The organism is Bacillus sp. FSL L8-0167 (genome assembly GCF_038630295.1).
Taxonomy (GTDB): domain Bacteria; phylum Bacillota; class Bacilli; order Bacillales; family Bacillaceae; genus Bacillus; species Bacillus safensis.
The window spans coordinates 1,925,026-1,944,960 of record NZ_CP152027.1 but is presented as its reverse complement, the minus strand read 5'-3'; the positions used below and the strand labels follow the sequence as shown (position 1 = coordinate 1,944,960).

Sequence of the window (19,935 nt, the reverse complement as noted above, 5' to 3'; positions counted from 1 at the left end):
GCTAGCGTGTGGATCGTGAATGAAGAAAGAAGTCAGGCTGATTTAGCCGCAGCCTTTAAAGAACAAATGAACAAATCAGCTTTATTTCAAATTCCAGGCGTTCACGATGGAATGTCTGCGCTCTATGCGAAAAAAATGGGCTTTCAAGGGCTCTATTTATCAGGTGCCGCTTTTTGTGCCAGCAAAGGACTGCCTGATCTCGGCATGATCCATTCAACAGAAATGGCAGAAAAAGCGAAGGAGATCATTCGAGCTTCCCAGCTGCCGCTTTTGGTCGATATGGACACAGGTTATGGCGGTGTTTTAAATGCAGCAAGAGCGGCAAAAGAAATGGTTGAGAGCAAAGTGGCAGCTGTTCAAATTGAAGATCAGCAAATGCCGAAAAAATGCGGGCATTTAAACGGGAAATCACTCGTTCCAGTAGAAGAAATGGTCGCAAAAATCAAAGCCATCAAACAAGCGGCACCAACGCTTTTGGTGATTGCGAGAACCGATGCAAAGTCCGTAAATGGAATGGAGGATGTCATCCGCCGGGCCAATCTTTACGTAGAAGCAGGAGCTGACGCTATTTTTCCTGAGGCACTCATCACAGCGGAGGACTTCACGCATGCGTCAAGTAATATTAAAGGGCCGCTCCTTGCAAACATGACGGAGTTTGGCAAGACGCCTTATTATCATGCAGACGAATTTTCTATGTTTGGCTTTCAAATGGTCATTTACCCTGTGTCATCACTTAGAGTCGCTGCAAAAGCGTATGAGCGTTTATTTACAGAAATCATGGAAAAGGGAACGCAGCAGGGGATACTTGGGGATATGCAAACGAGGAAAGAGCTGTATGAAACGATTCATTATGATGAATATGAGGAAATGGACCAGCATTTAGCAAAAACGATCCTCCCGGAAATTGGGAAAGAGCAGCGATAAAATGAAAAGCACTTCCGTCAAGGAAGTGCTTTTTTACGATGATGGTGTGGATGAAGAAGCCAATTTCATCTTTTCTTCAACTGTTTTCGTTTTTTCTTTTACTTTTTCAGCGTAAGTGAAGTCACCGTAGCAATACGGATAGCGGAAGTTATCTTTGTTGCCGCCGCACGTATAGACCTTGGGGTTTCGTTTCACTTGCTTTTTGGAGTATTGCTTTGCCAGTTTCTCGGAATGTTTTCCCCCGTTTTTTGCAACAAAATCAATATAGCCGATTCCCATGTTATAGCTTTGAATAATGGTTTCCAAATCAACGCCTTTTTTCTTCCCATGCTTGTACATAGTCGAAAAATGATGGACTCCTTGTTTAATGCTTTTCTGAGGGTCATTGATTTCATTTCGTTTCAAACCAAGAGATTCAGAGGCCTGCATTGGATCTCCGCCTCTGCCTTTTGATTCTTGATACATCATACCGAGGATTAACCCGGTATACTGATCTAAATCTTGATCTCTTAACTCTGTTTCTACAAGCGGTTTGTAATCATCCAATCTCGACAAAACAATTGATTCCGTATCAATCGGCAGCTTTTTTAACTCCTTTTGATTAAAGGAGATGGCAATGGCTGCTAATACGAAAACAAAGAGAAAAATCGTGAAACAGCCTGAAATGGCAAAACATCCTGTTTTTTTCTTTTTCAAGGTCAGTTCACCCCTGTTTTGCCCCGCTTTTAAAAGGGAAGTACAGCCTTTTTATTATGCCATATCCTGTGCAGGATACCAAGTGAAAACCTTATAATCAATCATATCCAAACGTAAATTCAGGTCGTGTTTTCAGCCTGAAGCAGAAATAAACAAAACCGATAATCAGCCACATCATGCCAATGATTAATGCATTTGTGCTGATGCTCGTTAACAGCCAAAGACAAAACGCCGTCCCGCATAGAGGGATCACTGCATATCTCAATGTATTCAGCACACCTCTTTGTTTTTGTCTGACGAAAAAGTACGCAAAAACAGACAAATTCACAAAGGTAAATCCAATTAACGCGCCGAAGCTGATAAAGGAATAAATGACTTCAAGTTCGCCAACGACTGCGGTTAAGGAGAAAGCTCCGATTAATAAAATATTAAAAACAGGGGTTTTTAATCTCGGATGAATATACCCGAAGAAACGCTTCGGTAACGATTGATCTCTTCCCATTGCATATAAAAGCCTTGCTGCACTCGCATGTGACGATAAGGAGGAAGAAATGACAGCCACCATTGTGCCTGCTAAAAAGAACGAGTGGAGAAATGCGCCGCCCACAAATTCTGCAATTTCAAGTGAGGCTGCATCAGGATGCTTGAACTGCTGAAAATTTGGAAACACCTGCTGCAAAAAATAAGACGTCAAAGTAAACAGTACGCCTCCAATCGCAACTGTTAAGAAAATGGCAAGCGGAATGGTCTTTTTTGGTTTAATGGTTTCCTCAGACATCGTCGAAATGGCATCAAATCCTAGAAAGGAGAAACATAAAATGGTCGCTCCTGAAAAAATAAGCGCTGGATCTAAGCTCGCTGAATAAAAAGGCCGGGCTGACAATAACGCTCCACTGCCAGTGTTTTGTGTGAGCCCATAAATAACAAACCCAACAAAGGTGACGGCGACAATGACCTGAAACGTCACAAATAGCGCCGTAATGTTGGCTGTAAGCCGTATACCGATGACATTGACAGTCGTTATGGCGATAGCAAGTATGATGATCCAAATGTAATGAGGTACATCAGGAAAGGCTGCGGTTAAATAAGCACTACCGATCGCAAAATTCACCATAGGCAGAAATAAATAATCCAGTAAAAGTGTCCAGCCCACAAGGAAGCCGACATGAGGATGAATACTTTTTTGCGCATATGTATAAGCAGATCCTGCTTTTGGAAAAGCCTTCACCATATTCCCATAGCTAAGCGCTGTCAATAGTAATGCAAGTAACGTAAATATATAAGCTGCAGCGACGTGTCCTTTCGTCAGCTGAGCAACAATGCCGTATGAATCAAATACGACAAGTGGATCCATATAAGCAAGCCCGATCACAACAAGTGGAAAGACAGTCAGGCTGCGTTTTAGTCTTGGCTCTTCAGTCAATTTGCCTATCAGCTCCTCTAAAAAAATGAATAAATAATGCTCATTTTAAAAAGAATGCTACCAAGTGTCAATGCTATTTGAATAAATCTTTTTTCTAAAGTGTGCCCGCTTTGCACGCCGGACGTTTTAGTATATGATGATACATAGAATAAGTCGTGATTTGACTAACAAGAAAGGTGAAGCGAAATGAAGGAAGAACTGAATACAAATCAAGAACAGGAACGGATGGAGCTGGATGAAGAAAGTTTATTTCTTGTCTCCCAAACGTTTAAAGCCTTATCTGATCCGACACGTATTCGTATTCTGCACCTGCTGTCTCAAGGTGAATACTCGGTAAATGATATCGCAGAAACACTGAATCTCATGCAATCAACTGTTTCTCATCAGCTGCGTTTTTTAAAAAACCTTCGTCTCGTGAAATCTAGACGAGCAGGGACATCGATTTTTTACAGCCCTGAAGATCAGCATGTGATGGAAGTGCTTGAACAAATGATTCATCATGCACAGCATGACTAATAAAAACCTTCCTACTCAAATAGGAAGGTTTTTACGCATGATGCGTATGTGCTGTTCGTTTACCTGCTTTCATCATTTGATAAGAAAAAACAACATAGTAAGCAGCTAACAGAAAAAAGCTGAGCATGGTCAGGGCATCATCACTCACAATATGCTGATACAGTTCAACGACACCAATCTTTGTGAGCGAATGGTTCGTCAGTTCACCCAGCTTAAAACTAAGTCGAGATAAAAATAGGCATAAAATGAAGCTTTCAATCCATTTACTCGTTTTCACATAAAGACGGCCATTTTCTTCTTTCATGCGGATCGTCTCATAGGCATGAACGGCCAGACTGCTTCCAAAGAGCATACCAATAGCGGCGTAGATGAAAATGCTGTGATTTTGCCAGCCTTCTAATAAGAGAATAAGGGCAGTGAGTCCAAATACATACATTCTCATCAAAAGACTGATCGGGCGCACAAGCTGATAGCGTCTCATTCGGTTCATTCGAAAGATGATGCAGATCAGCATAATGCTCCCAATGATGAATAACTGCCACACGTGATGTGTCATGATGCAACCTCCTCCTGCATGTGCAGGGATGTAAACGATGCTGGCTGTTCCTTATCTTTACCATTCTTTCTTTTTTTATCAAATCAAAACCTACATTTATGAAAAAGAGGAAAAGTCATGAAAATTGATCGTATTTTGTCTATTGTGATGCTGCTCATTAGCAAAAAGCAAGTACAAGCGAAGGACCTCGCTGAACTTCACGAAGTGAGTGTGAGGACCATTTATCGTGATATTGATACCATCAATCAAGCGGGAATCCCTGTTGTGACAACCCAAGGAGCAGGTGGAGGCATTTCACTTGTTGACGACTATCGTTTAGAGAAAAAATTATTTACCGATGATGACATTGAGCTGATTTTAACAGCCCTTGAAAGCATGACGAGTGCATACTCCTTTAAAGAAAGTGAACATGTACTGAAAAAAATCAAATCTCTCATTCCGCCAAAAAGCGATGAAAGCGAGAAACAGCACCATGTCTTTATTGATTTAAGCTCCTGGGGGAAAGACAGCCAGGCAGAAAAGAAGCTTCAGCTGATCCATACAGCTGCTTCCGCGCATCAATTCATTCAATTCACTTATCGCAACGCAAAAGGTGAAACACTTCCACGTAAAGTGGAGCCTTATACGCTTGTCTTAAAAGGAAGGCATTGGTACTTGTATGCGTTTTGTTGTGTGAAAAATGATTTTCGTCTATTCAAGCTGACCAGAATGACAGACCTCATCACCATTTCAGCATATTTCAGGCCGAAAAGAATCAAAAATGAAGAGAAGCCTTGGAATGACTCTTGGCATGAAGAACCTTCAGTCACAACGCTCACGCTTAGGTTAACGGAAGCATCAGTTGGCAAAGTGAAGGAATGGGTGGATGAGAACGAATTGATCATATGTTCAGACGGAACCTATCTGGCAACATTGACTGTGTCGCAAGATGATTGGCTGCACAGTTTCCTATTCCATTTAGGACCGGACGCCGACATTCTTTCACCGCAGCACATCAAGGAAGCATTTGATCTCCAATTAAAACAATTTATGAAGCGATTAGGAACTTGACACACTGTTGTCAGGTTTCTTTTTATATGATGGGAGAAAAGGAGATGAGAATGTATGTACGATATCGTCACATTAGAGAAACAATGGGTCAAAGGGTTGTCTGTTCGAACAACAAATGAAATAGAGAAAACAAAAGAGCGTAAGATTGCACCGCTTTGGCAGGATTTTTTTGCGCAGCAGCTACATGGGGGACAAGCTCCAGTCATAGGGCTGTATTCAGATTATGAAAAAGATGAACATGGTTCTTATTTATTTACAGCTGGAGAGTTTGCGGATCAGCAGATCGAACATGTAAAAGAGATTCCTGCATCCACCTACGCAAGATTTCAAACGAGAAAAGGACCGATTGAAGAGGTCGTGCTTGAAACATGGCACAAGATTTGGACGTGGGATCAGCGTCAATACCGCACTTATACAGGTGATTTTGAATGGTATGATGAAAGATCTATTGATCCAAAAGAAGCGCAAATTGATATTTATATTGCGGTTGATGAAAAAATGATTGCTAAAACTAATACCATTAGTTAATATAAAACTAAGGATATTAGTTTTAGGAGGGCAATCATGAGATTAACAACTTTTGACCGTCTGCACCAGCTTACATTGATGCCGCGATTATTTCCGGTAAATTGCTATGTCTTTGAGGAAGAGGAAGGACTCATCTTAATTGATGCTGCTTTAAAAATGGCGGCGAACTCGATCATCGAATTTGCCCGTAAAAAGAACAAACCAATTCATAAGATTATTCTCACTCATAGCCATATGGATCATATCGGCGCATTAGATGAGGTGAAGAAGGCTTTTCCAGAGGCAGTTGTCTATTTATCAAAACGTGATGCACGCCTTTTTGAAGGTGACTTTTCCTTGCTCCCTGATGAACCTCAGCAAAAAATCAAAGGCAGTTTTATGAAAAATATTTATACAAAACCAGATGTGCTTGTTGAAGAAGGAGATGAGATTGGGCCGCTCAAAGTGATTGCAACACCAGGGCATACACCTGGCAGCATTTCTTTATACGATGAAAGGTCAGGAGTTGTCATTGCAGGGGATGCACTTGTGACAAAAGGCGGCTTATCAGTAACGGGTGAGTTTCGGTGGAGCTTCCCGTTCCCGGCTTTTGCCACATGGGATGCAGAAACCGCATTAAAAAGCGCTGAAAAATTACTAGCGCTGCGCATATCCTGTCTTGCTGCAGGACATGGTGACCTTATCATAGAGCCTCATGAAAAGCTTCAAGCTGCCGTTAAAAAAAGACAGCACCAGCTAAAAAAAGGAGGGCAGTAAACCGTGTCTCCAAGAATGGGAATTACACAAGAAAAAATTATGGATACAGCGGCTGCATTTGTTGATGAAGAGGGCTTCTCCGCTTTGACTATTGCTACATTGTCTAAAAGACTGAATATCAGGCCGCCTTCTCTTTATAATCATGTATCCGGCCTTCATGAGATTCAGGCAGCACTCGCAGTAAAGGGGCTCTCCATGCTTTGTGAGGAAGGGATGCAAGTCACAGAGGGGCTGGAAAAAGAAGAAGCTGTTTTAGCCTTTGCCAGACAATATGTGCAATTTGTCCGAGAACACCCAGGTCTTTATGAAGCTGCCTTTTCACATATGAACGAAAAAGAAGTACGTATTGCAGCAGAGCGCCTTGTTCAGTTTGTCCAAACCATCATGTCACGCTTTGGTGTAAAGGAAGAGGAAATGACACATGTCGTCAGAGGACTGAGAAGCTTACTGCACGGCTTCGGTGATATTTCTAATAAAAAGGGATTCCAACGAAAAGAACAGCTTGAAGAAAGTGTGAGCTATGCGGTTCGGCTCTATATCACAGGTGTATTGCAAAAAGAAGATCTGTCTATTTGACAGGTCTTTTTTTTTTACAGTGAACCGATAGCATAGAGAAGCATCCTTCTGGAACCATTTTTTTGAGAGAAAACGAATAAAGATTTGACAGTTTTGTGAAACATGGTATGCTTATTATGTGAAATAATTCACATAGAGGAGTAGAGGCAGATGAAAAGAAAGCCTGTTTATGTGGAAACAACCATTCATGCACCTTTAGAGAAAGTATGGGAATATACGCAAAATCCAAAGCTTCATGAACAGTGGGATTTGCGTTTTTCAACCATTTCATTAAATGGACCTCAAGATGAACAGCCCCAAACCTTTTTGTATGAAAAGCATCTTGGATTTGGTGTAAGTGTCACAGGGACAGGAGCATATCGAACTAGAATGATGGATGAACGAAATGAAAGGTCATCCTCACTTAAATTCAAATCGTCACACCCGTTGTCTTTTATCAAAGAAGGCGGCGGCTATTGGAAATATGTGAAAACAAACGATCATATTGTGTTTCAAACGCAATTTGATTATGAACCGAAAGAAGGAAAAGGATGGGCGTGGGCAGATCGATTTCTTTTTCGCCCGATGATGGGGCTTATGACGGCCTTTAGTTTTGGCGCACTAAAGACGTGGCTTGAAAAGGGTACGCACCCTCGGTTGTTACTGGAGAGAACACTTGCCCATTATGGAATTTGTTTGCTGTTTGCCATCGTTTGGCTATGCCAAGCGGTTATTCCTTTTTCACATTCTGCTTTTGATCATAGCACCGGATTTCGGTTGTTTTATGCCTTTATAGGCGTATCATGGCTGATACCTAAGCTATCAAAGAAATATTTGTTCATTCTTCAAAGTGTGTTTCTGCTGCTGATGCTTTGTATCGGGATCCTATCCCCCCAAACGACACTCCATGAGCCGCTTGTGATGAGTGCATTTTTGATCCTATCCATTGCAGGAATGATTAATTTAAAAGATTGTATAGACGTATTCTCGATCAAACGAAAAAGGGGAGGTAGACATGGTCGTTCATCGTCATCAAGTAAAGGATTACGATAAGCTTCATCCAAAATTAAAAGAAAGATACAACCGTGCGTTTACCGCTGAAGGCACTATGGAGGAAATAGGCGGCGGAACGAGGCTCATTCGATTTTTCTTCAAAATTGGTCCACTCTTTCACTGTTTTTTCCCTGAGAGAGGAAAAAACATTCCCTTCCGAATTGTCAATAAACCCTTTATGACAAATAAGGGAGAGGAAGGCATGCACTGGTTCCGTACGTTTTATTTCCCAAAGAAGGAACGTCACTTTGATGCAGATATGATCATTGATCAGAAGAGTCATAAAGTACTAGACTATTTTGGAAAGCCTAGACTTCTTATGTCAGAGCTTCATTTTACAGTAACAAAGCATGGGTTCCTTCACATTCAATCCGGCCGGCAGAAGCTGTTGATGTTAGGACGTGAGTGGCCGCTGCCTTCATGGCTTTACGGTGTGTCAGATGTCACAGAAGGCTACGACGAGCACGCGGGTGAGTATACCATTGATGTGCATGTGAAAAATCGACTGTTTGGGACCCTTTTTACATATAAAGGCCGGTTTACTGAAAGGGTGATGTCTCATGATGAATAAATGGCATTTGATATCAAGCTTCCTCTTTATGTGCTGGTTTATCGCCACCCGTTTAATGACAGGTCCGTTAGCAGAGTTGTTTGTACTGATAGCGATTCTGTTTTTCCTTCCTGCAGTTTTAGCCTTTTTTGTGAAGGAAGAGAGGGAGAGTAAGCCGTGGATACTGCTCGGCTTTTTAATGAAAGCCTTTCCATTAGCTGCTCTTTGTGCAACGGCTGCATTCATCTATCATTCTGCCTTGTTTGCATCGGGATGGTTTTTGTATACGATTCTTTTGGCGTTATATGGCTGTACTCGTTTGCTGAAAAGGGGAATCTTTCCACTTCATGAATTGATGACGGGTGGTGCATGGATGTATCTCGCTTTAGGAGGGCTTTGGTTTTGGCTGTACACGGCAGATATACAGGTAATGACCTTTTCACCAATCATCGTGCTTTTGACCGCTATTCATTTTCATTACTCGGCTTTTTTTATCCCGCTTTTCTATGGATTATTAGGGAGAAATCGAGAAAAAGAGACAGCTTTATACAAAGCGGCAGGCTGGGTGATTTTGCTGTCGCCTGTGATGATCGCTGTTGGGATTAGCTTCTCCCGTCTATTTGATACGTTCAGCGTCACGCTATATGTCATTGCCCTCTACTTGTACGGCATTCTTTGTATGAAAACAAGGTTTCGATCGACTGTGGCAAAAGTGCTGATTGTGTTTTCTAGCTGCGTCTTAATGGGAACAATCGTGCTATCTCTTCTTTATTCCGCTGGCATGCTCATGCGCGTGACCTACATCAGCATTGATCAGATGATTTGGTTTCATGGCAGTATTAATGCCTTTTTTGTGATTTTACCAGGTTTGATTGGATGGCTGATCGAAGGGCCAAAGGATCAATTGAAGCAGAAGCACTTTCCGATATCAAAAGTGCATGGCCGTTTTCATTTAATCTCTTTTCAAAAGGAAAGAATGGGTGATCGAGAGAACCTAGGTTTAGTCAATTCACTTGATGATTTAAATGGAACGACATTTTCAGCTGAAAGGGTGTCACCTGTGATTCGAAGGTTTTATGAGAATCCGATGGCGTTTACGTTAAAAGCAGCAGTCTGTTTTCATTGGTGGGTGAGGCCGTTTGTTTTTTTACTTCAGCCCATTTTTAAGAAACTAGGCCAGCTCTATTTGGGAACATCTCGTAAGCCGTATGAAATGAAGGGGCGTCTGACTGCATTTCAACATCGTAAAGAAGAGCGAAAGAATGTCAGGGCGTGGATTCGTTATAACGAAAAGGGGGAGCAGGTTTTTTTTGCACTTTATGCTCATCATCACGATGCGACTGCCGGCTATATGAATATTGCGCTGCCGCTTCCATATTCTCAGCTGACCGCCATTTTAAAACCTTTTAATGAAAAGGAAGACTTTCTATTAAAAAGTGCATGTCCAAAAGGCAGTACCGGTGACGAAGGGTTGTATTTGCATACACCTTTTATCACCATGAAACTGCCAATGGAAGAAAGCTTTCATATGAAGCCGGAGACAGATAAAAGTCTCACAGCGGTTCATCAAATGAAGCTATTCGGTATTCCCTTTTTAACGATTCATTATCAAATTAACAGCGGGAAGCCATCCTGTTAATCAATGATGTCACATGGTTCACCGTGCCGAATGATGTTCACAATTGCTTGCCCATCACTCGGATGATGATCTGCATACTGGACTGGCAGCAGTGCAAAAAATACATAGTAGACTGAGAAGTAAGCAAATTGATAGAAAAATTGATGTTCTGGCAGGATATCATTGGCGATCATTGTATTCAGTATGAGAACACTGAGCAGGTTGCATAATGATCCGCCTAGGTAGACAAGAATGTGCGAGAATCGGTTATTTTTCCTCATTTCTTCATAATGGCAAAATGCATCTAGAAAATAGATTCGTCTAATTTCAACAACGCCTATTTTCAATACTTTTTTGCCTCTGCCAAGAGCAAAAGAAACCTTTGCGCCAAACATCCATGCGACCATAATATGGCCAAGCTGATGCAAGATGGCAACGATAGGAAGAATGACGAAAAACGACCAGCAAAATGTCCACATATCTGATAATGTAAACAAGTGTTAACCCCTCCCCAATATATTTGGGAGGAAGCAGTAGGATTATTTGCCATTTTACTGAATTCATTTTCAGGATGCAAACATTTAATACACGACGATAAAAACATTATGTAAACTAAAGGGTGGTTTTTGCCGTGAATCGGCTTTTTGACTCACTTTTTTACGAAATGAATGTGCTACAATGAAAAAAACAATAGATGACTCTAGTAAATGAACTTACCCTTGAAAGAAGAGGAGAGAAACAGATGGCAGATATTGAACAGTTTTTGGCGTTAGATATTCGTGTTGGAACGATCATTGAAGCAGAATTCTTTGCAGAGGCAAGAGTTCCTGCATTGAAACTCAAGATTGATTTTGGTGAAGAGATTGGTTTAAAGCAATCCAGTGCTCAGCTGACAAAACGTTATACGGCTGAGAATCTCACTGGCAGACAAATCGTAGCAGTCGTCAATTTTCCGCCAAGAAGAATTGCAGGGTTCAAATCAGAAGTGCTTGTCTTAGGGGGCATGCCGTCAAAAGAAGACGTGGTTTTACTAGCCACAGATGAGCCTGTTGAAAATGGAACAAAAATAGGATAAGAAAAAAGACATCTTCCTGAGAAGATGTCTTTTGCGTATTGAGGCGGAATAACCACACGCCACATTCGTGTGTGTCTCAAGGAGACATGTTACCCGACTTACACAATTCAGCTCATCGCTTGATAAATATAGCATGGGATGAGCTGAATTGCAACCATTAAATGATTCACTTCAGTTTTTCACGTCATTTCAGCCGGAAAAATGACAAGAAATCAATTATTTGGATTATTTTTTCGAAAAATATTGAAAAGTCAGATCAGATTTTATAAAATGAATTCATCTTAGTTTGTTTAGTCGATAAACTAAGATGAATTCCAAGTGATGATCCGACCATTAAAGGGGATGATTCCGTCATTCAAATCATTTGCTGCGTATGTGGGCTAAGCTGAAAGATCAGATGTTCAGCTTCATTTTTACAACAAATTGAAAGCGCTTTATATTCTTCGCATTGACTGCTGCTGCCCTCCATCATCTGTTCGTTAGAAGAGGCTAAGAGAAGAAGGGAGAAAGCTCATGGTAAGTGAGAATTTAAAAAAGATTCGTATGTCTGAAAAAGTGGGATATGCTTCAGGAGATTTCGCATGTAACTTAATTTATGCAACTGTCTCTACGTATCTATTATTTTTTTATACAGATGTGTATGGTTTATCAGCGGCGGCAGCAGGGACGATGTTTTTAGTTGTCCGCGCCATTGATGCGCTTGCAGATCCGTTTATTGGTGCATTGGTGGATCGAACGAACAGCCGTTTTGGCAGGTTCAGACCTTACTTGTTATTCGGTGCGTTTCCTTTTGTAGTACTTGCTATTCTTTGCTTTACAACACCTGATCTTTCTGAAATGGGTAAACTCGTTTATGCCTACATCACGTATGTTGGTTTATCGCTTACATACACATTCATCAATGTTCCTTATGGTGCTTTAACATCAGCAATGACAAGAAATAACCAAGAGGTTGTCAGTATTACGTCTGTTCGTATGCTTTTTGCTAATCTCGGAGGTCTAGTTGTTGCTTTTTTTGTTCCTTTTCTTGCGACTTTTTTGAGTGATAAAACAGGAAATACAGCCCTCGGCTGGCAGATGACGATGGCTTTTCTCGGCGTTCTTGGCGGTGCATTACTTATTTTCTGTTTTAAAAGCACGAATGAACGTGTCACGCTTCAAAAGCCGGAGGAAAAAATTAAGTTCAGTGATATCTTTGTGCAGTTACGTGTCAATCGTCCGCTTGTTGTATTAAGCATTTTCTTTATTATTATTTTTGGCGTGAATTCGATCAGTAACTCTGTTGGGATCTATTATGTGACGTATAACCTTGGCAGAGAAGATTTAGTGAAATGGTACGGACTCATTGGCAGTCTGCCAGCATTAATGGTGCTGCCCTTTATTCCAAAACTGCACAAGCTGTTAGGAAAGAAAAAGCTGCTGAATTATTCATTATTGCTGAATATTGTAGGTCTTCTTGCATTACTTGTGATACCGCCGAGTCAAGTCACTTTAATACTTGTTTTCAGGCTTGTCGCAGCTGCAGGAAGTATTACAGCCGGTGCTTACATGTGGGCGCTCATTCCTGAAACCGTTGAATATGGCGAATATAAAACAGGAAAAAGAATGGGCGGGCTCATCTATGCCATCATCGGATTTTTCTTTAAATTTGGGATGGCATTAGGCGGGATTGTGCCAGGGCTTGTACTCGATCGCTTTGGCTATGTTGCCAACCAAATGCAAACACCAGAAGCTTTACTGGGCATTTTAATCACGACAACGGTGATTCCTGTATGCTTACTGATTTTAGCGATGGTGGATATTAATTTTTATAACCTAGATGAAGAAAAACATAAAAAAGTCGTACGGGAGCTTGAGAATAGAGACAAAGTGTATCTCGATCATATGGACGATTTTAAAATGTAGGTCTCTGAAAGAGGAGGAAGTTCAATGAAGATTACCAATCCAGTGCTCAAAGGGTTTAACCCCGATCCAAGTATTTGCCGTGTTGGAGAAGATTATTATATGGCCGTCTCTACATTTGAATGGTTCCCAGGGGTACAAATTTATCATTCGAAGGATCTCGTCCATTGGCGCCTTGCTGCGCGTCCTTTGCAAAAAACGTCGCAGCTGGATATGAAGGGAAATCCTGATTCTGGCGGAGTATGGGCGCCGTGCTTAAGCTATGCGGATGGGCAGTTTTGGCTTATTTATTCAGATATCAAAGTAGTGGATGGTCCATTTAAAGACGGTCATAATTATTTGGTCACGGCAAGCGAAGTGGACGGCGATTGGAGTGAACCGATCCGGCTCAACAGCTCCGGCTTTGATCCATCTTTATTCCATGATCAAAGCGGGAAGAAATACGTCTTAAATATGCTGTGGGACCATAGAGAAAAGCATCATTCCTTTGCAGGTATTGCCTTGCAGGAATATAGTGTGGCTGAAAAGAAGCTCATCGGTCGAAGGAAGGTCATTTTTAAAGGCACACCGATTAAACTGACAGAAGCGCCGCATCTGTATCATATCGGTGACTACTACTATTTATTAACGGCAGAAGGAGGTACCAGGTATGAGCATGCAGCAACGATCGCCCGTTCCTCGCATATTGAAGGGCCTTATGAGGTTCATCCTGATAACCCGATCTTAAGTGCCTTCCACGCGCCTGAACATCCGCTTCAAAAATGCGGGCATGCTTCAATCGTTCAAACGCATACAAATGAATGGTATCTCGCTCATCTCACTGGCCGTCCGATTCAATCAAACAAGGAATCTATTTTTCAACAGAGAGGTTGGTGTCCTTTAGGAAGAGAAACAGCGTTACAAAAGCTTGAATGGAAGGATGGCTGGCCTTATGTTGTAGGCGGAAAGGAGGGGACGCTTGAGGTTGAAGCGCCAAAGATCGAAGAAAAGGTTTTTGCACCAACCTATCATACAGTCGATGAATTTAGAGAATCAACACTAAATAGACACTTCCAAACATTAAGAATTCCGTTTACCGATCAGATTGGTTCGTTAACGGAGAAACCTCAGCATTTAAGGTTATTCGGCCGCGAATCTTTAACGTCTAAGTTTACCCAAGCATTTGTTGCAAGACGCTGGCAAAGCTTTTATTTTGAAGCAGAGACAGCTGTTTCGTTCTTCCCAGAAAACTTTCAGCAATCAGCTGGTCTTGTGAATTATTATAATACGGAAAACTGGACAGCACTCCAGGTGACATATGATGAGGAACTTGGCCGCACGCTTGAACTATCTGTCTGTGAAAACCTTGCCTTTTCTCAGCCATTGGCACATAAAATCATCATTCCAGAGGAGGTCACTTATGTCTATTTAAAAGTGACCGTTCGGAAAGAGACATATAAATATTCTTATTCATTTGATCAGAAAGAGTGGAAGGAAATTGATGTACCGCTTGAATCCATCCATTTATCCGATGATTTTATTCGAGGCGGGGGGTTTTTTACAGGGGCATTTGTCGGTATGCAGTGCCAAGATACGAGCGGCGAGCGTCTTCCTGCTGATTTTCACTATTTTCGCTATGAGGAAACAGACGAATAAGAAAGACAACTCGCTACGAGCTGTCTCTTTTTGAAAAACAAATAGGTCATGTTGTGAGGGTGGCATCTTGCAGAAAAGCTTCTATGACAAGAGATGTCATCCCCAACACTGGCGCATTGTGTCCTAATGATGAAGGGAGCAGCTCTACATGTGAGCTGAATTGCGTATCCATTCGCGAGGATACCTCCTCCTCAATCACATGTAGAACCGCCTGATGTGATTCGATCACTTTGTTTCTTAAAATAATGGCTTGCGGGTTAAAGGTATGCAGGACGTTTGTGAGACCGACACCAAGGTAAAAGCCAAAGTTGCGCAGGGCATTGAGCGTTTTCATATCATTTAACTTGGCCAGCTGTTCCAGGTCTTGATGGGAGATGTGCTGATCATCTGTTTGAAGAGACTGAAACAAGGCTTTCTCAGAAGCATACAATTCCCAGCATCCACGGTTCCCGCAGCTGCATGTCGGTCCGTTAAAATCGATTGTCATATGTCCCATTTCACCAGAAAAGCCATACGCTCCTCTGTATAAATGATGATCGATGATGATTCCGATCCCGATGCCAGTGCCGATGCTTGCATAGATCAAATGGTCATAATGTTTAGCGGCACCAAAGATTTTTTCACCATATGCACCGGCATTTGCTTCATTTTCAATGAAGATCGGTACTTGGAATGTCTCTTGCAGCGTGGTTTTCAGATCAACATTTTTCCATTTGGAATGAGGCGTAAACACGATTTGTTCACCTGCATCCACTAAACCATGTATGCATAGGCCAATGCCAATGAGCCCGTATGGGGAAGAGGGCATTTGTGAGATGAGCTGCTGTATTAATTCAATTAATTTACGTATTGTGACCTCAGGAGAGCTGGGTGGGAGCTTGATCTGCTCTTCGTAAAGAATGGACCCTTCAAGGTCAGTTAATATGCCATTGACATAATCAACGCCGACATCGATCCCAATGGAGCAGCCAGCACGTTTATTAAACATTAGTAAAACCGGTCTTCTCCCGCCGCTAGACTCACCTTGACCGATTTCATAGACAAGATGTTCTTTCATTAACGTACTTACCTGAGAAGAAACAGTCGATTTATTTAATCCAGTGCGTTCAGATAATTTTGCTCTCGAAATGGGCGCATGCTGGAGAATTTCTTTTAATAATAGTTTTTGATTTATTTTTTTTACAAAGTTCTGATCAGCGATATCCACGTTATCCACTCCATTTGTTTCGTCTTTAGATTAAGTTGAGAAGAGCTGCTTTTTTCAGCATGTATTTAGTAAGATAAATGATTTTAACTTTATTATAACGAAAATATTTTTAAAAAACTAAAAAATATGGAAAATTCAAAGTGATTTTTTCATAGATTGATCATTAGTTTGTTGAATAAACTTACAAAGTGTACTCAGGAGGAATGAAGCATGACCAAATCAAATATGAAAACGTTATACAGCTTAGAAGGAATCGGCAAAATTCAATATGAAGGAAAACAATCAAAAAATCCACTCGCTTTTCAATACTATAATCCAAGCGAAGTGATTGGCGGAAAAACAATGAAAGACCACCTGCGCTTTTCAGTTGCTTATTGGCATACATTGACTGCTGATGGAACAGACATGTTTGGAACTGGGACGATGCAAAGAGCATGGGACTCCTATAGCGGAATGGATTTAGCAAAAGCTAGATTGGAAGTGGCTTTTCAGCTTTTTGACCTATTGGATGTTCCGTATTTTTCATTTCATGACCGTGACATCGCGCCAGAGGGAGAGACGCTTCAAGAGACCAATCAACAATTAGACATCATTTTAGAAAGAATGAAAGAATACATGAAGCAAAGCGGTGTCAAGCTGCTGTGGAACACGGCCAATATGTTCAAGCATCCTAGATTTGTACACGGTGCAGCGACATCTTGTCATGCAGATGTCTTTGCCTATGCGGCCGCACAGGTCAAAAAAGGCATTGAAACCGCCAAAGAACTCGGTGCAGAAAATTATGTTTTCTGGGGTGGACGAGAAGGGTACGATACGCTGCTCAATACAGATATGAAAAGAGAGCTTGATCACATGGCGGCTTTCTTGCATATGGCTGTTGATTATGCAAAAGAAATTGGGTACAATGGCCAATTTTTAATCGAACCAAAACCAAAGGAACCAACCACTCATCAATACGACACAGATGCAGCGACATCCATCGCCTTTTTAAAACAATACGGATTAGATTCCCATTTCAAATTAAATATCGAGGCCAATCATGCGACACTGGCCGGCCATACGTTTGAGCATGAATTACGTGTCGCAAGAATTCATGGGCTGCTCGGTTCTGTTGATGCAAACCAAGGAAATTCGCTTCTTGGGTGGGATACAGATGAATTTCCAACCGATCTGTATGCCACAACTCTTGCCATGTATGAAATTCTGCAAAATGGCGGTCTAGGGACTGGCGGTCTCAATTTTGATGCAAAAGTGAGAAGAGCTTCCTTTGAACTTGAAGATATTTTATATGCCCATATTGCCGGGATGGATGCATTCGCAAAAGGACTGCGGGTCGCTCATAGACTCATAGAAGACCGTGTGTTTGAAGATGTTATAAAGCACCGGTATCGCAGCTTTTCTGAAGGAATTGGACGTGATATTTCAGAAGGAAAGGCAAACTTTCATACATTAGAAGAATATGCGCTGAAACATCCTTTGATCAGAAACGAATCGGGAAGAGAGGAACAGCTGAAAGCCCGTTTAAATCAATACTTGTTAGAAGATTAATTGAAGAGGTGGACCTGTTTTGAAGGAGTGAAAACATGAAATATGTGATGGGAATTGATCTTGGAACAAGCGGGGTCAAGGCGATATTAGTGGATGAGAGCGGGAAGGTGTGCTGCGAAGCCTCTAAGCCGTACCGCCTCATTCAAGAGAAGCCTGGATATTGTGAGCAGCACCCCGAGGATTGGGTAAAGCAGACAATGGCTGCGATGAAAGAACTGATGGCAAAGCAGCCTGTTCATTCAAGACGAGTTGAAGGCATCAGCTTTTCCGGCCAGATGCATGGATTAGTTCTATTAAATGAATCTCGCGAAGTGCTCCGCCCTGCAATTTTATGGAATGATACACGGACGACAGCACAATGTACGCACATGACAAAAAAGCTGGGAGACCGGCTGCAAAAGATCACAAAAAACCAGGCGTTAGAAGGATTCACACTGCCAAAATTATTATGGGTAAAGGAACATGAACCACATATTGATCAGCAAATCGACATGTTTTTACTCCCAAAAGATTATGTCAGATTTCGTTTAACAGGCGCAGTCCATATGGATTATTCTGATGCGGCTGGCACCTTGCTGTTAAATATCGGTGAACAGACGTGGAGTGAGGAGATTTGTCAGGCGTTTGATATTTCTCCTCACATTTGCCCGCCGCTTGTCACATCAGAGGCAGAGGTTGGTACACTTTTGCCGCACATTGCACGTGAAGTTGGGATGAAAGAAGGCGCAAAGGTTTTTGCCGGCGGGGCAGATAATGCCTGCGGAGCAATTGGTGCTGGCATCTTGTCCTCTGACCGCACGTTATGCAGTATCGGCACATCTGGGGTCATTCTTTCCTATGAAGAGGATCATGAAAGGGAGCTTCAAGGGAATTTGCATTTGTTTCATCATGCAAAAAAAGACGCTTTTTACACAATGGGTGTCACCCTTTCAGCAGGATATAGCCTGAACTGGGCAAAACACTTACTGGCTCCTGAGGAATCGTTTCAGTCACTTTTAGAAGGTGCGGCTCATGTTGCACCAGGAGCGAAAGGATTGCTCTTTACACCCTATTTAGTTGGGGAAAGAACACCTCATGCGGATTCGATCATTCGCGGCAGCTTGATTGGATTAGACAGCAGGCATGAAAGGGCACATGTTGTCAGAGCTGTTTTAGAGGGAATTACCTTTTCGCTAAATGAATCTATCGCATTATTCCGGCAGGCAGGAAAAAACATAGATTCTATTGTATCTATTGGCGGCGGTGCGAGAAGCCGGACATGGCTTCAAATGCAAGCAGACATTTTTCAGGCTGAAGTCATCCAGTTAGACAATGAACAAGGGCCCGCTTTAGGTGCAGCGATGCTTGCCGCAGTTGGCTGCGAATGGTATCCGTCACTTGAAGTATGTGCACATCAGTTGATCCATCAAGCTGCTGTTTATGAGCCAAATCAGCCGCACGCAGAAGTATATGCCGATCTATTTCATTTGTATCAAAGGATTTATACACAAACAAAAGACATCCATGCCGGGTTAAAGCAGTATCGTTCCATCTAGCAGAAAGGGCTGCATGAAAGGAGGTGATGGGTTTTTCACCTTAGGGATGACAGAACAATACGGATGAAAAAAGGAGAGGGATGGAAAATGAAATTGAAAAGATTGAGGCTGTTGTTTGTGATGTGTATTGGATTTGTGCTGACACTGACGGCTGTGCCAGCTCATGCGGAAACGATTTATGATAATAGGATAGGGACACACAGCGGATACGATTTTGAATTATGGAAGGATTACGGAAATACCTCGATGACACTCAATAACGGCGGGGCATTTAGTGCAAGCTGGAACAATATTGGAAATGCCTTATTTCGAAAAGGAAAGAAGTTTGATTCCACTAAAACTCATCATCAACTTGGCAACATCTCCATCAACTACAACGCAGCCTTTAACCCGGGCGGGAATTCCTATTTATGTGTCTATGGCTGGACACAATCTCCATTAGCTGAATACTACATTGTTGAGTCATGGGGCACATATCGTCCAACAGGAACGTATAAAGGATCATTTTATGCCGATGGAGGCACATATGACATATATGAAACGCTCCGTGTCAATCAGCCTTCTATCATTGGAGACGCTACCTTCAAACAATATTGGAGTGTACGTCAAACAAAACGCACAAGCGGAACTGTCTCCGTCAGTGAGCATTTTAAAAAATGGGAAAGCTTAGGCATGCCAATGGGAAAAATGTATGAAACAGCATTAACTGTAGAAGGCTACCGAAGCAACGGAAGTGCGAATGTCATGACGAATCAGCTGATGATTCGATAAAAGCATATGAAAAAAGCCAGCAAAAAACGGCTGGCTT

At 41.9% G+C, this 19,935-nt stretch carries 20 protein-coding genes; 15 read left to right on the top strand and 5 right to left on the bottom strand.

Annotated features, from left to right (window positions below):
- Positions 1-6: 6 nt before the first annotated feature.
- Positions 7-924 (top strand): methylisocitrate lyase, encoded by a 918-nt coding sequence (prpB, locus tag MHB66_RS09840; RefSeq protein WP_046311457.1) that lies wholly within the window; start codon positions 7-9, stop codon positions 922-924.
- 33 nt (positions 925-957) lie between these two features.
- On the opposite strand, the gene MHB66_RS09835 is transcribed toward prpB, so the two are convergent.
- Together MHB66_RS09835 and MHB66_RS09830 are read right to left on the bottom strand one after the other, a co-directional pair.
- Complete coding sequence (locus MHB66_RS09835; protein WP_041117684.1) at positions 958-1,620, bottom strand: lysozyme family protein; 663 nt, start codon at positions 1,618-1,620, stop codon at positions 958-960.
- A 97-nt stretch (positions 1,621-1,717) separates the two neighbouring features.
- Positions 1,718-3,043 (bottom strand): APC family permease, encoded by a 1,326-nt coding sequence (locus MHB66_RS09830; RefSeq protein ID WP_046311455.1) that lies wholly within the window; start codon positions 3,041-3,043, stop codon positions 1,718-1,720.
- A gap of 186 nt (positions 3,044-3,229) precedes the next feature.
- On the opposite strand from MHB66_RS09830, the gene czrA reads away from it, so the two are divergent.
- Complete coding sequence (czrA, locus tag MHB66_RS09825) at positions 3,230-3,559, top strand: Zn(II)-responsive metalloregulatory transcriptional repressor CzrA (protein WP_024422670.1); 330 nt, start codon at positions 3,230-3,232, stop codon at positions 3,557-3,559.
- 31 nt (positions 3,560-3,590) lie between these two features.
- On the opposite strand, the gene MHB66_RS09820 is transcribed toward czrA, so the two are convergent.
- Positions 3,591-4,115, bottom strand: coding sequence for a hypothetical protein (locus MHB66_RS09820; RefSeq protein WP_046311452.1), 525 nt, complete (start codon positions 4,113-4,115; stop codon positions 3,591-3,593).
- 117 nt (positions 4,116-4,232) lie between these two features.
- Between MHB66_RS09820 and MHB66_RS09815 the strand changes: the two genes are divergently transcribed.
- The 7 genes from MHB66_RS09815 (at position 4,233) to MHB66_RS09785 (ending at position 10,246) form a co-directional block, all read left to right on the top strand.
- Entirely contained in the window at positions 4,233-5,165 is a 933-nt protein-coding gene (locus MHB66_RS09815; protein ID WP_046311450.1) for a YafY family protein, read from the top strand.
- Between the two features lie 54 nt (positions 5,166-5,219).
- Positions 5,220-5,693 carry a GyrI-like domain-containing protein gene (locus MHB66_RS09810; protein WP_046311448.1) on the top strand — a complete coding sequence of 158 codons (474 nt, stop codon included), beginning with the start codon at positions 5,220-5,222 and terminating at the stop codon, positions 5,691-5,693.
- Positions 5,694-5,729: 36 nt separating this feature from the next.
- Complete coding sequence (locus MHB66_RS09805) at positions 5,730-6,449, top strand: MBL fold metallo-hydrolase (protein WP_046311442.1); 720 nt, start codon at positions 5,730-5,732, stop codon at positions 6,447-6,449.
- Positions 6,450-6,452: 3 nt separating this feature from the next.
- Positions 6,453-7,025 carry a TetR/AcrR family transcriptional regulator gene (locus MHB66_RS09800; RefSeq protein WP_034280632.1) on the top strand — a complete coding sequence of 191 codons (573 nt, stop codon included), beginning with the start codon at positions 6,453-6,455 and terminating at the stop codon, positions 7,023-7,025.
- Positions 7,026-7,175: 150 nt separating this feature from the next.
- Complete coding sequence (locus MHB66_RS09795) at positions 7,176-8,057, top strand: membrane protein (protein ID WP_041117674.1); 882 nt, start codon at positions 7,176-7,178, stop codon at positions 8,055-8,057.
- The gene (locus tag MHB66_RS09790) at positions 8,020-8,628 is read left to right on the top strand and encodes a DUF4166 domain-containing protein (protein WP_046311439.1); all 609 of its coding nucleotides are present in this window, start codon (positions 8,020-8,022) and stop codon (positions 8,626-8,628) included. Before MHB66_RS09795 ends, MHB66_RS09790 begins: the two co-directional genes overlap by 38 nt.
- A complete protein-coding gene (locus MHB66_RS09785) occupies positions 8,621-10,246 on the top strand; it encodes a YndJ family protein (protein WP_046312281.1) in 1,626 nt (541 codons plus the stop codon). Before MHB66_RS09790 ends, MHB66_RS09785 begins: the two co-directional genes overlap by 8 nt.
- Here MHB66_RS09785 and MHB66_RS09780 read toward each other — a convergent pair.
- Complete coding sequence (locus MHB66_RS09780) at positions 10,243-10,722, bottom strand: hypothetical protein (protein ID WP_024422662.1); 480 nt, start codon at positions 10,720-10,722, stop codon at positions 10,243-10,245. The genes MHB66_RS09785 and MHB66_RS09780 overlap by 4 nt on opposite strands.
- Before the next feature lie 245 nt (positions 10,723-10,967).
- Between MHB66_RS09780 and csaA the strand changes: the two genes are divergently transcribed.
- From csaA to MHB66_RS09765, 3 genes are all read left to right on the top strand, one after another.
- Complete coding sequence (gene csaA, locus MHB66_RS09775; protein ID WP_034280640.1) at positions 10,968-11,300, top strand: chaperone CsaA; 333 nt, start codon at positions 10,968-10,970, stop codon at positions 11,298-11,300.
- 513 nt (positions 11,301-11,813) lie between these two features.
- Complete coding sequence (locus tag MHB66_RS09770; RefSeq protein WP_046311424.1) at positions 11,814-13,205, top strand: MFS transporter; 1,392 nt, start codon at positions 11,814-11,816, stop codon at positions 13,203-13,205.
- Positions 13,206-13,229: 24 nt separating this feature from the next.
- The gene (locus MHB66_RS09765; protein WP_046311422.1) at positions 13,230-14,837 is read left to right on the top strand and encodes a glycoside hydrolase family 43 protein; all 1,608 of its coding nucleotides are present in this window, start codon (positions 13,230-13,232) and stop codon (positions 14,835-14,837) included.
- A gap of 46 nt (positions 14,838-14,883) precedes the next feature.
- Here MHB66_RS09765 and MHB66_RS09760 read toward each other — a convergent pair whose 3' ends face one another.
- A complete protein-coding gene (locus MHB66_RS09760; RefSeq protein WP_041117672.1) occupies positions 14,884-16,044 on the bottom strand; it encodes an ROK family transcriptional regulator in 1,161 nt (386 codons plus the stop codon).
- 210 nt (positions 16,045-16,254) lie between these two features.
- Between MHB66_RS09760 and xylA the strand changes: the two genes are divergently transcribed.
- The 3 genes from xylA to MHB66_RS09745 all read left to right on the top strand — a co-directional run bounded on the left by xylA (position 16,255) and on the right by MHB66_RS09745 (position 19,898).
- Positions 16,255-17,592, top strand: coding sequence for a xylose isomerase (gene xylA, locus MHB66_RS09755; protein ID WP_046311420.1), 1,338 nt, complete (start codon positions 16,255-16,257; stop codon positions 17,590-17,592).
- A 35-nt stretch (positions 17,593-17,627) separates the two neighbouring features.
- Positions 17,628-19,127 (top strand): xylulokinase, encoded by a 1,500-nt coding sequence (gene xylB / locus MHB66_RS09750; RefSeq protein ID WP_046311418.1) that lies wholly within the window; start codon positions 17,628-17,630, stop codon positions 19,125-19,127.
- An 87-nt stretch (positions 19,128-19,214) separates the two neighbouring features.
- On the top strand, positions 19,215-19,898 hold the full coding sequence (locus MHB66_RS09745) for a glycoside hydrolase family 11 protein (RefSeq protein ID WP_034280656.1): 684 nt from the start codon (positions 19,215-19,217) through the stop codon (positions 19,896-19,898).
- Positions 19,899-19,935 lie beyond the last annotated feature (37 nt).

What these genes read in the sequence shown, in the direction of transcription:
- czrA (WP_024422670.1), top strand. Translation starts at nt 3,230, where the DNA reads ATGAAGGAAGAACTGAATACAAATCAAGAACAGGAACGGATGGAGCTG.
- MHB66_RS09820 (WP_046311452.1), bottom strand. Translation starts at nt 4,115, where the DNA reads ATGACACATCACGTGTGGCAGTTATTCATCATTGGGAGCATTATGCTG.
- MHB66_RS09815 (WP_046311450.1), top strand. Translation starts at nt 4,233, where the DNA reads ATGAAAATTGATCGTATTTTGTCTATTGTGATGCTGCTCATTAGCAAA.
- MHB66_RS09810 (WP_046311448.1), top strand. Translation starts at nt 5,220, where the DNA reads ATGTACGATATCGTCACATTAGAGAAACAATGGGTCAAAGGGTTGTCT.
- MHB66_RS09805 (WP_046311442.1), top strand. Translation starts at nt 5,730, where the DNA reads ATGAGATTAACAACTTTTGACCGTCTGCACCAGCTTACATTGATGCCG.
- MHB66_RS09795 (WP_041117674.1), top strand. Translation starts at nt 7,176, where the DNA reads ATGAAAAGAAAGCCTGTTTATGTGGAAACAACCATTCATGCACCTTTA.
- MHB66_RS09790 (WP_046311439.1), top strand. Translation starts at nt 8,020, where the DNA reads ATGGTCGTTCATCGTCATCAAGTAAAGGATTACGATAAGCTTCATCCA.
- MHB66_RS09785 (WP_046312281.1), top strand. Translation starts at nt 8,621, where the DNA reads ATGAATAAATGGCATTTGATATCAAGCTTCCTCTTTATGTGCTGGTTT.
- csaA (WP_034280640.1), top strand. Translation starts at nt 10,968, where the DNA reads ATGGCAGATATTGAACAGTTTTTGGCGTTAGATATTCGTGTTGGAACG.
- MHB66_RS09770 (WP_046311424.1), top strand. Translation starts at nt 11,814, where the DNA reads ATGGTAAGTGAGAATTTAAAAAAGATTCGTATGTCTGAAAAAGTGGGA.
- MHB66_RS09765 (WP_046311422.1), top strand. Translation starts at nt 13,230, where the DNA reads ATGAAGATTACCAATCCAGTGCTCAAAGGGTTTAACCCCGATCCAAGT.
- xylA (WP_046311420.1), top strand. Translation starts at nt 16,255, where the DNA reads ATGACCAAATCAAATATGAAAACGTTATACAGCTTAGAAGGAATCGGC.
- xylB (WP_046311418.1), top strand. Translation starts at nt 17,628, where the DNA reads ATGAAATATGTGATGGGAATTGATCTTGGAACAAGCGGGGTCAAGGCG.
- MHB66_RS09745 (WP_034280656.1), top strand. Translation starts at nt 19,215, where the DNA reads ATGAAATTGAAAAGATTGAGGCTGTTGTTTGTGATGTGTATTGGATTT.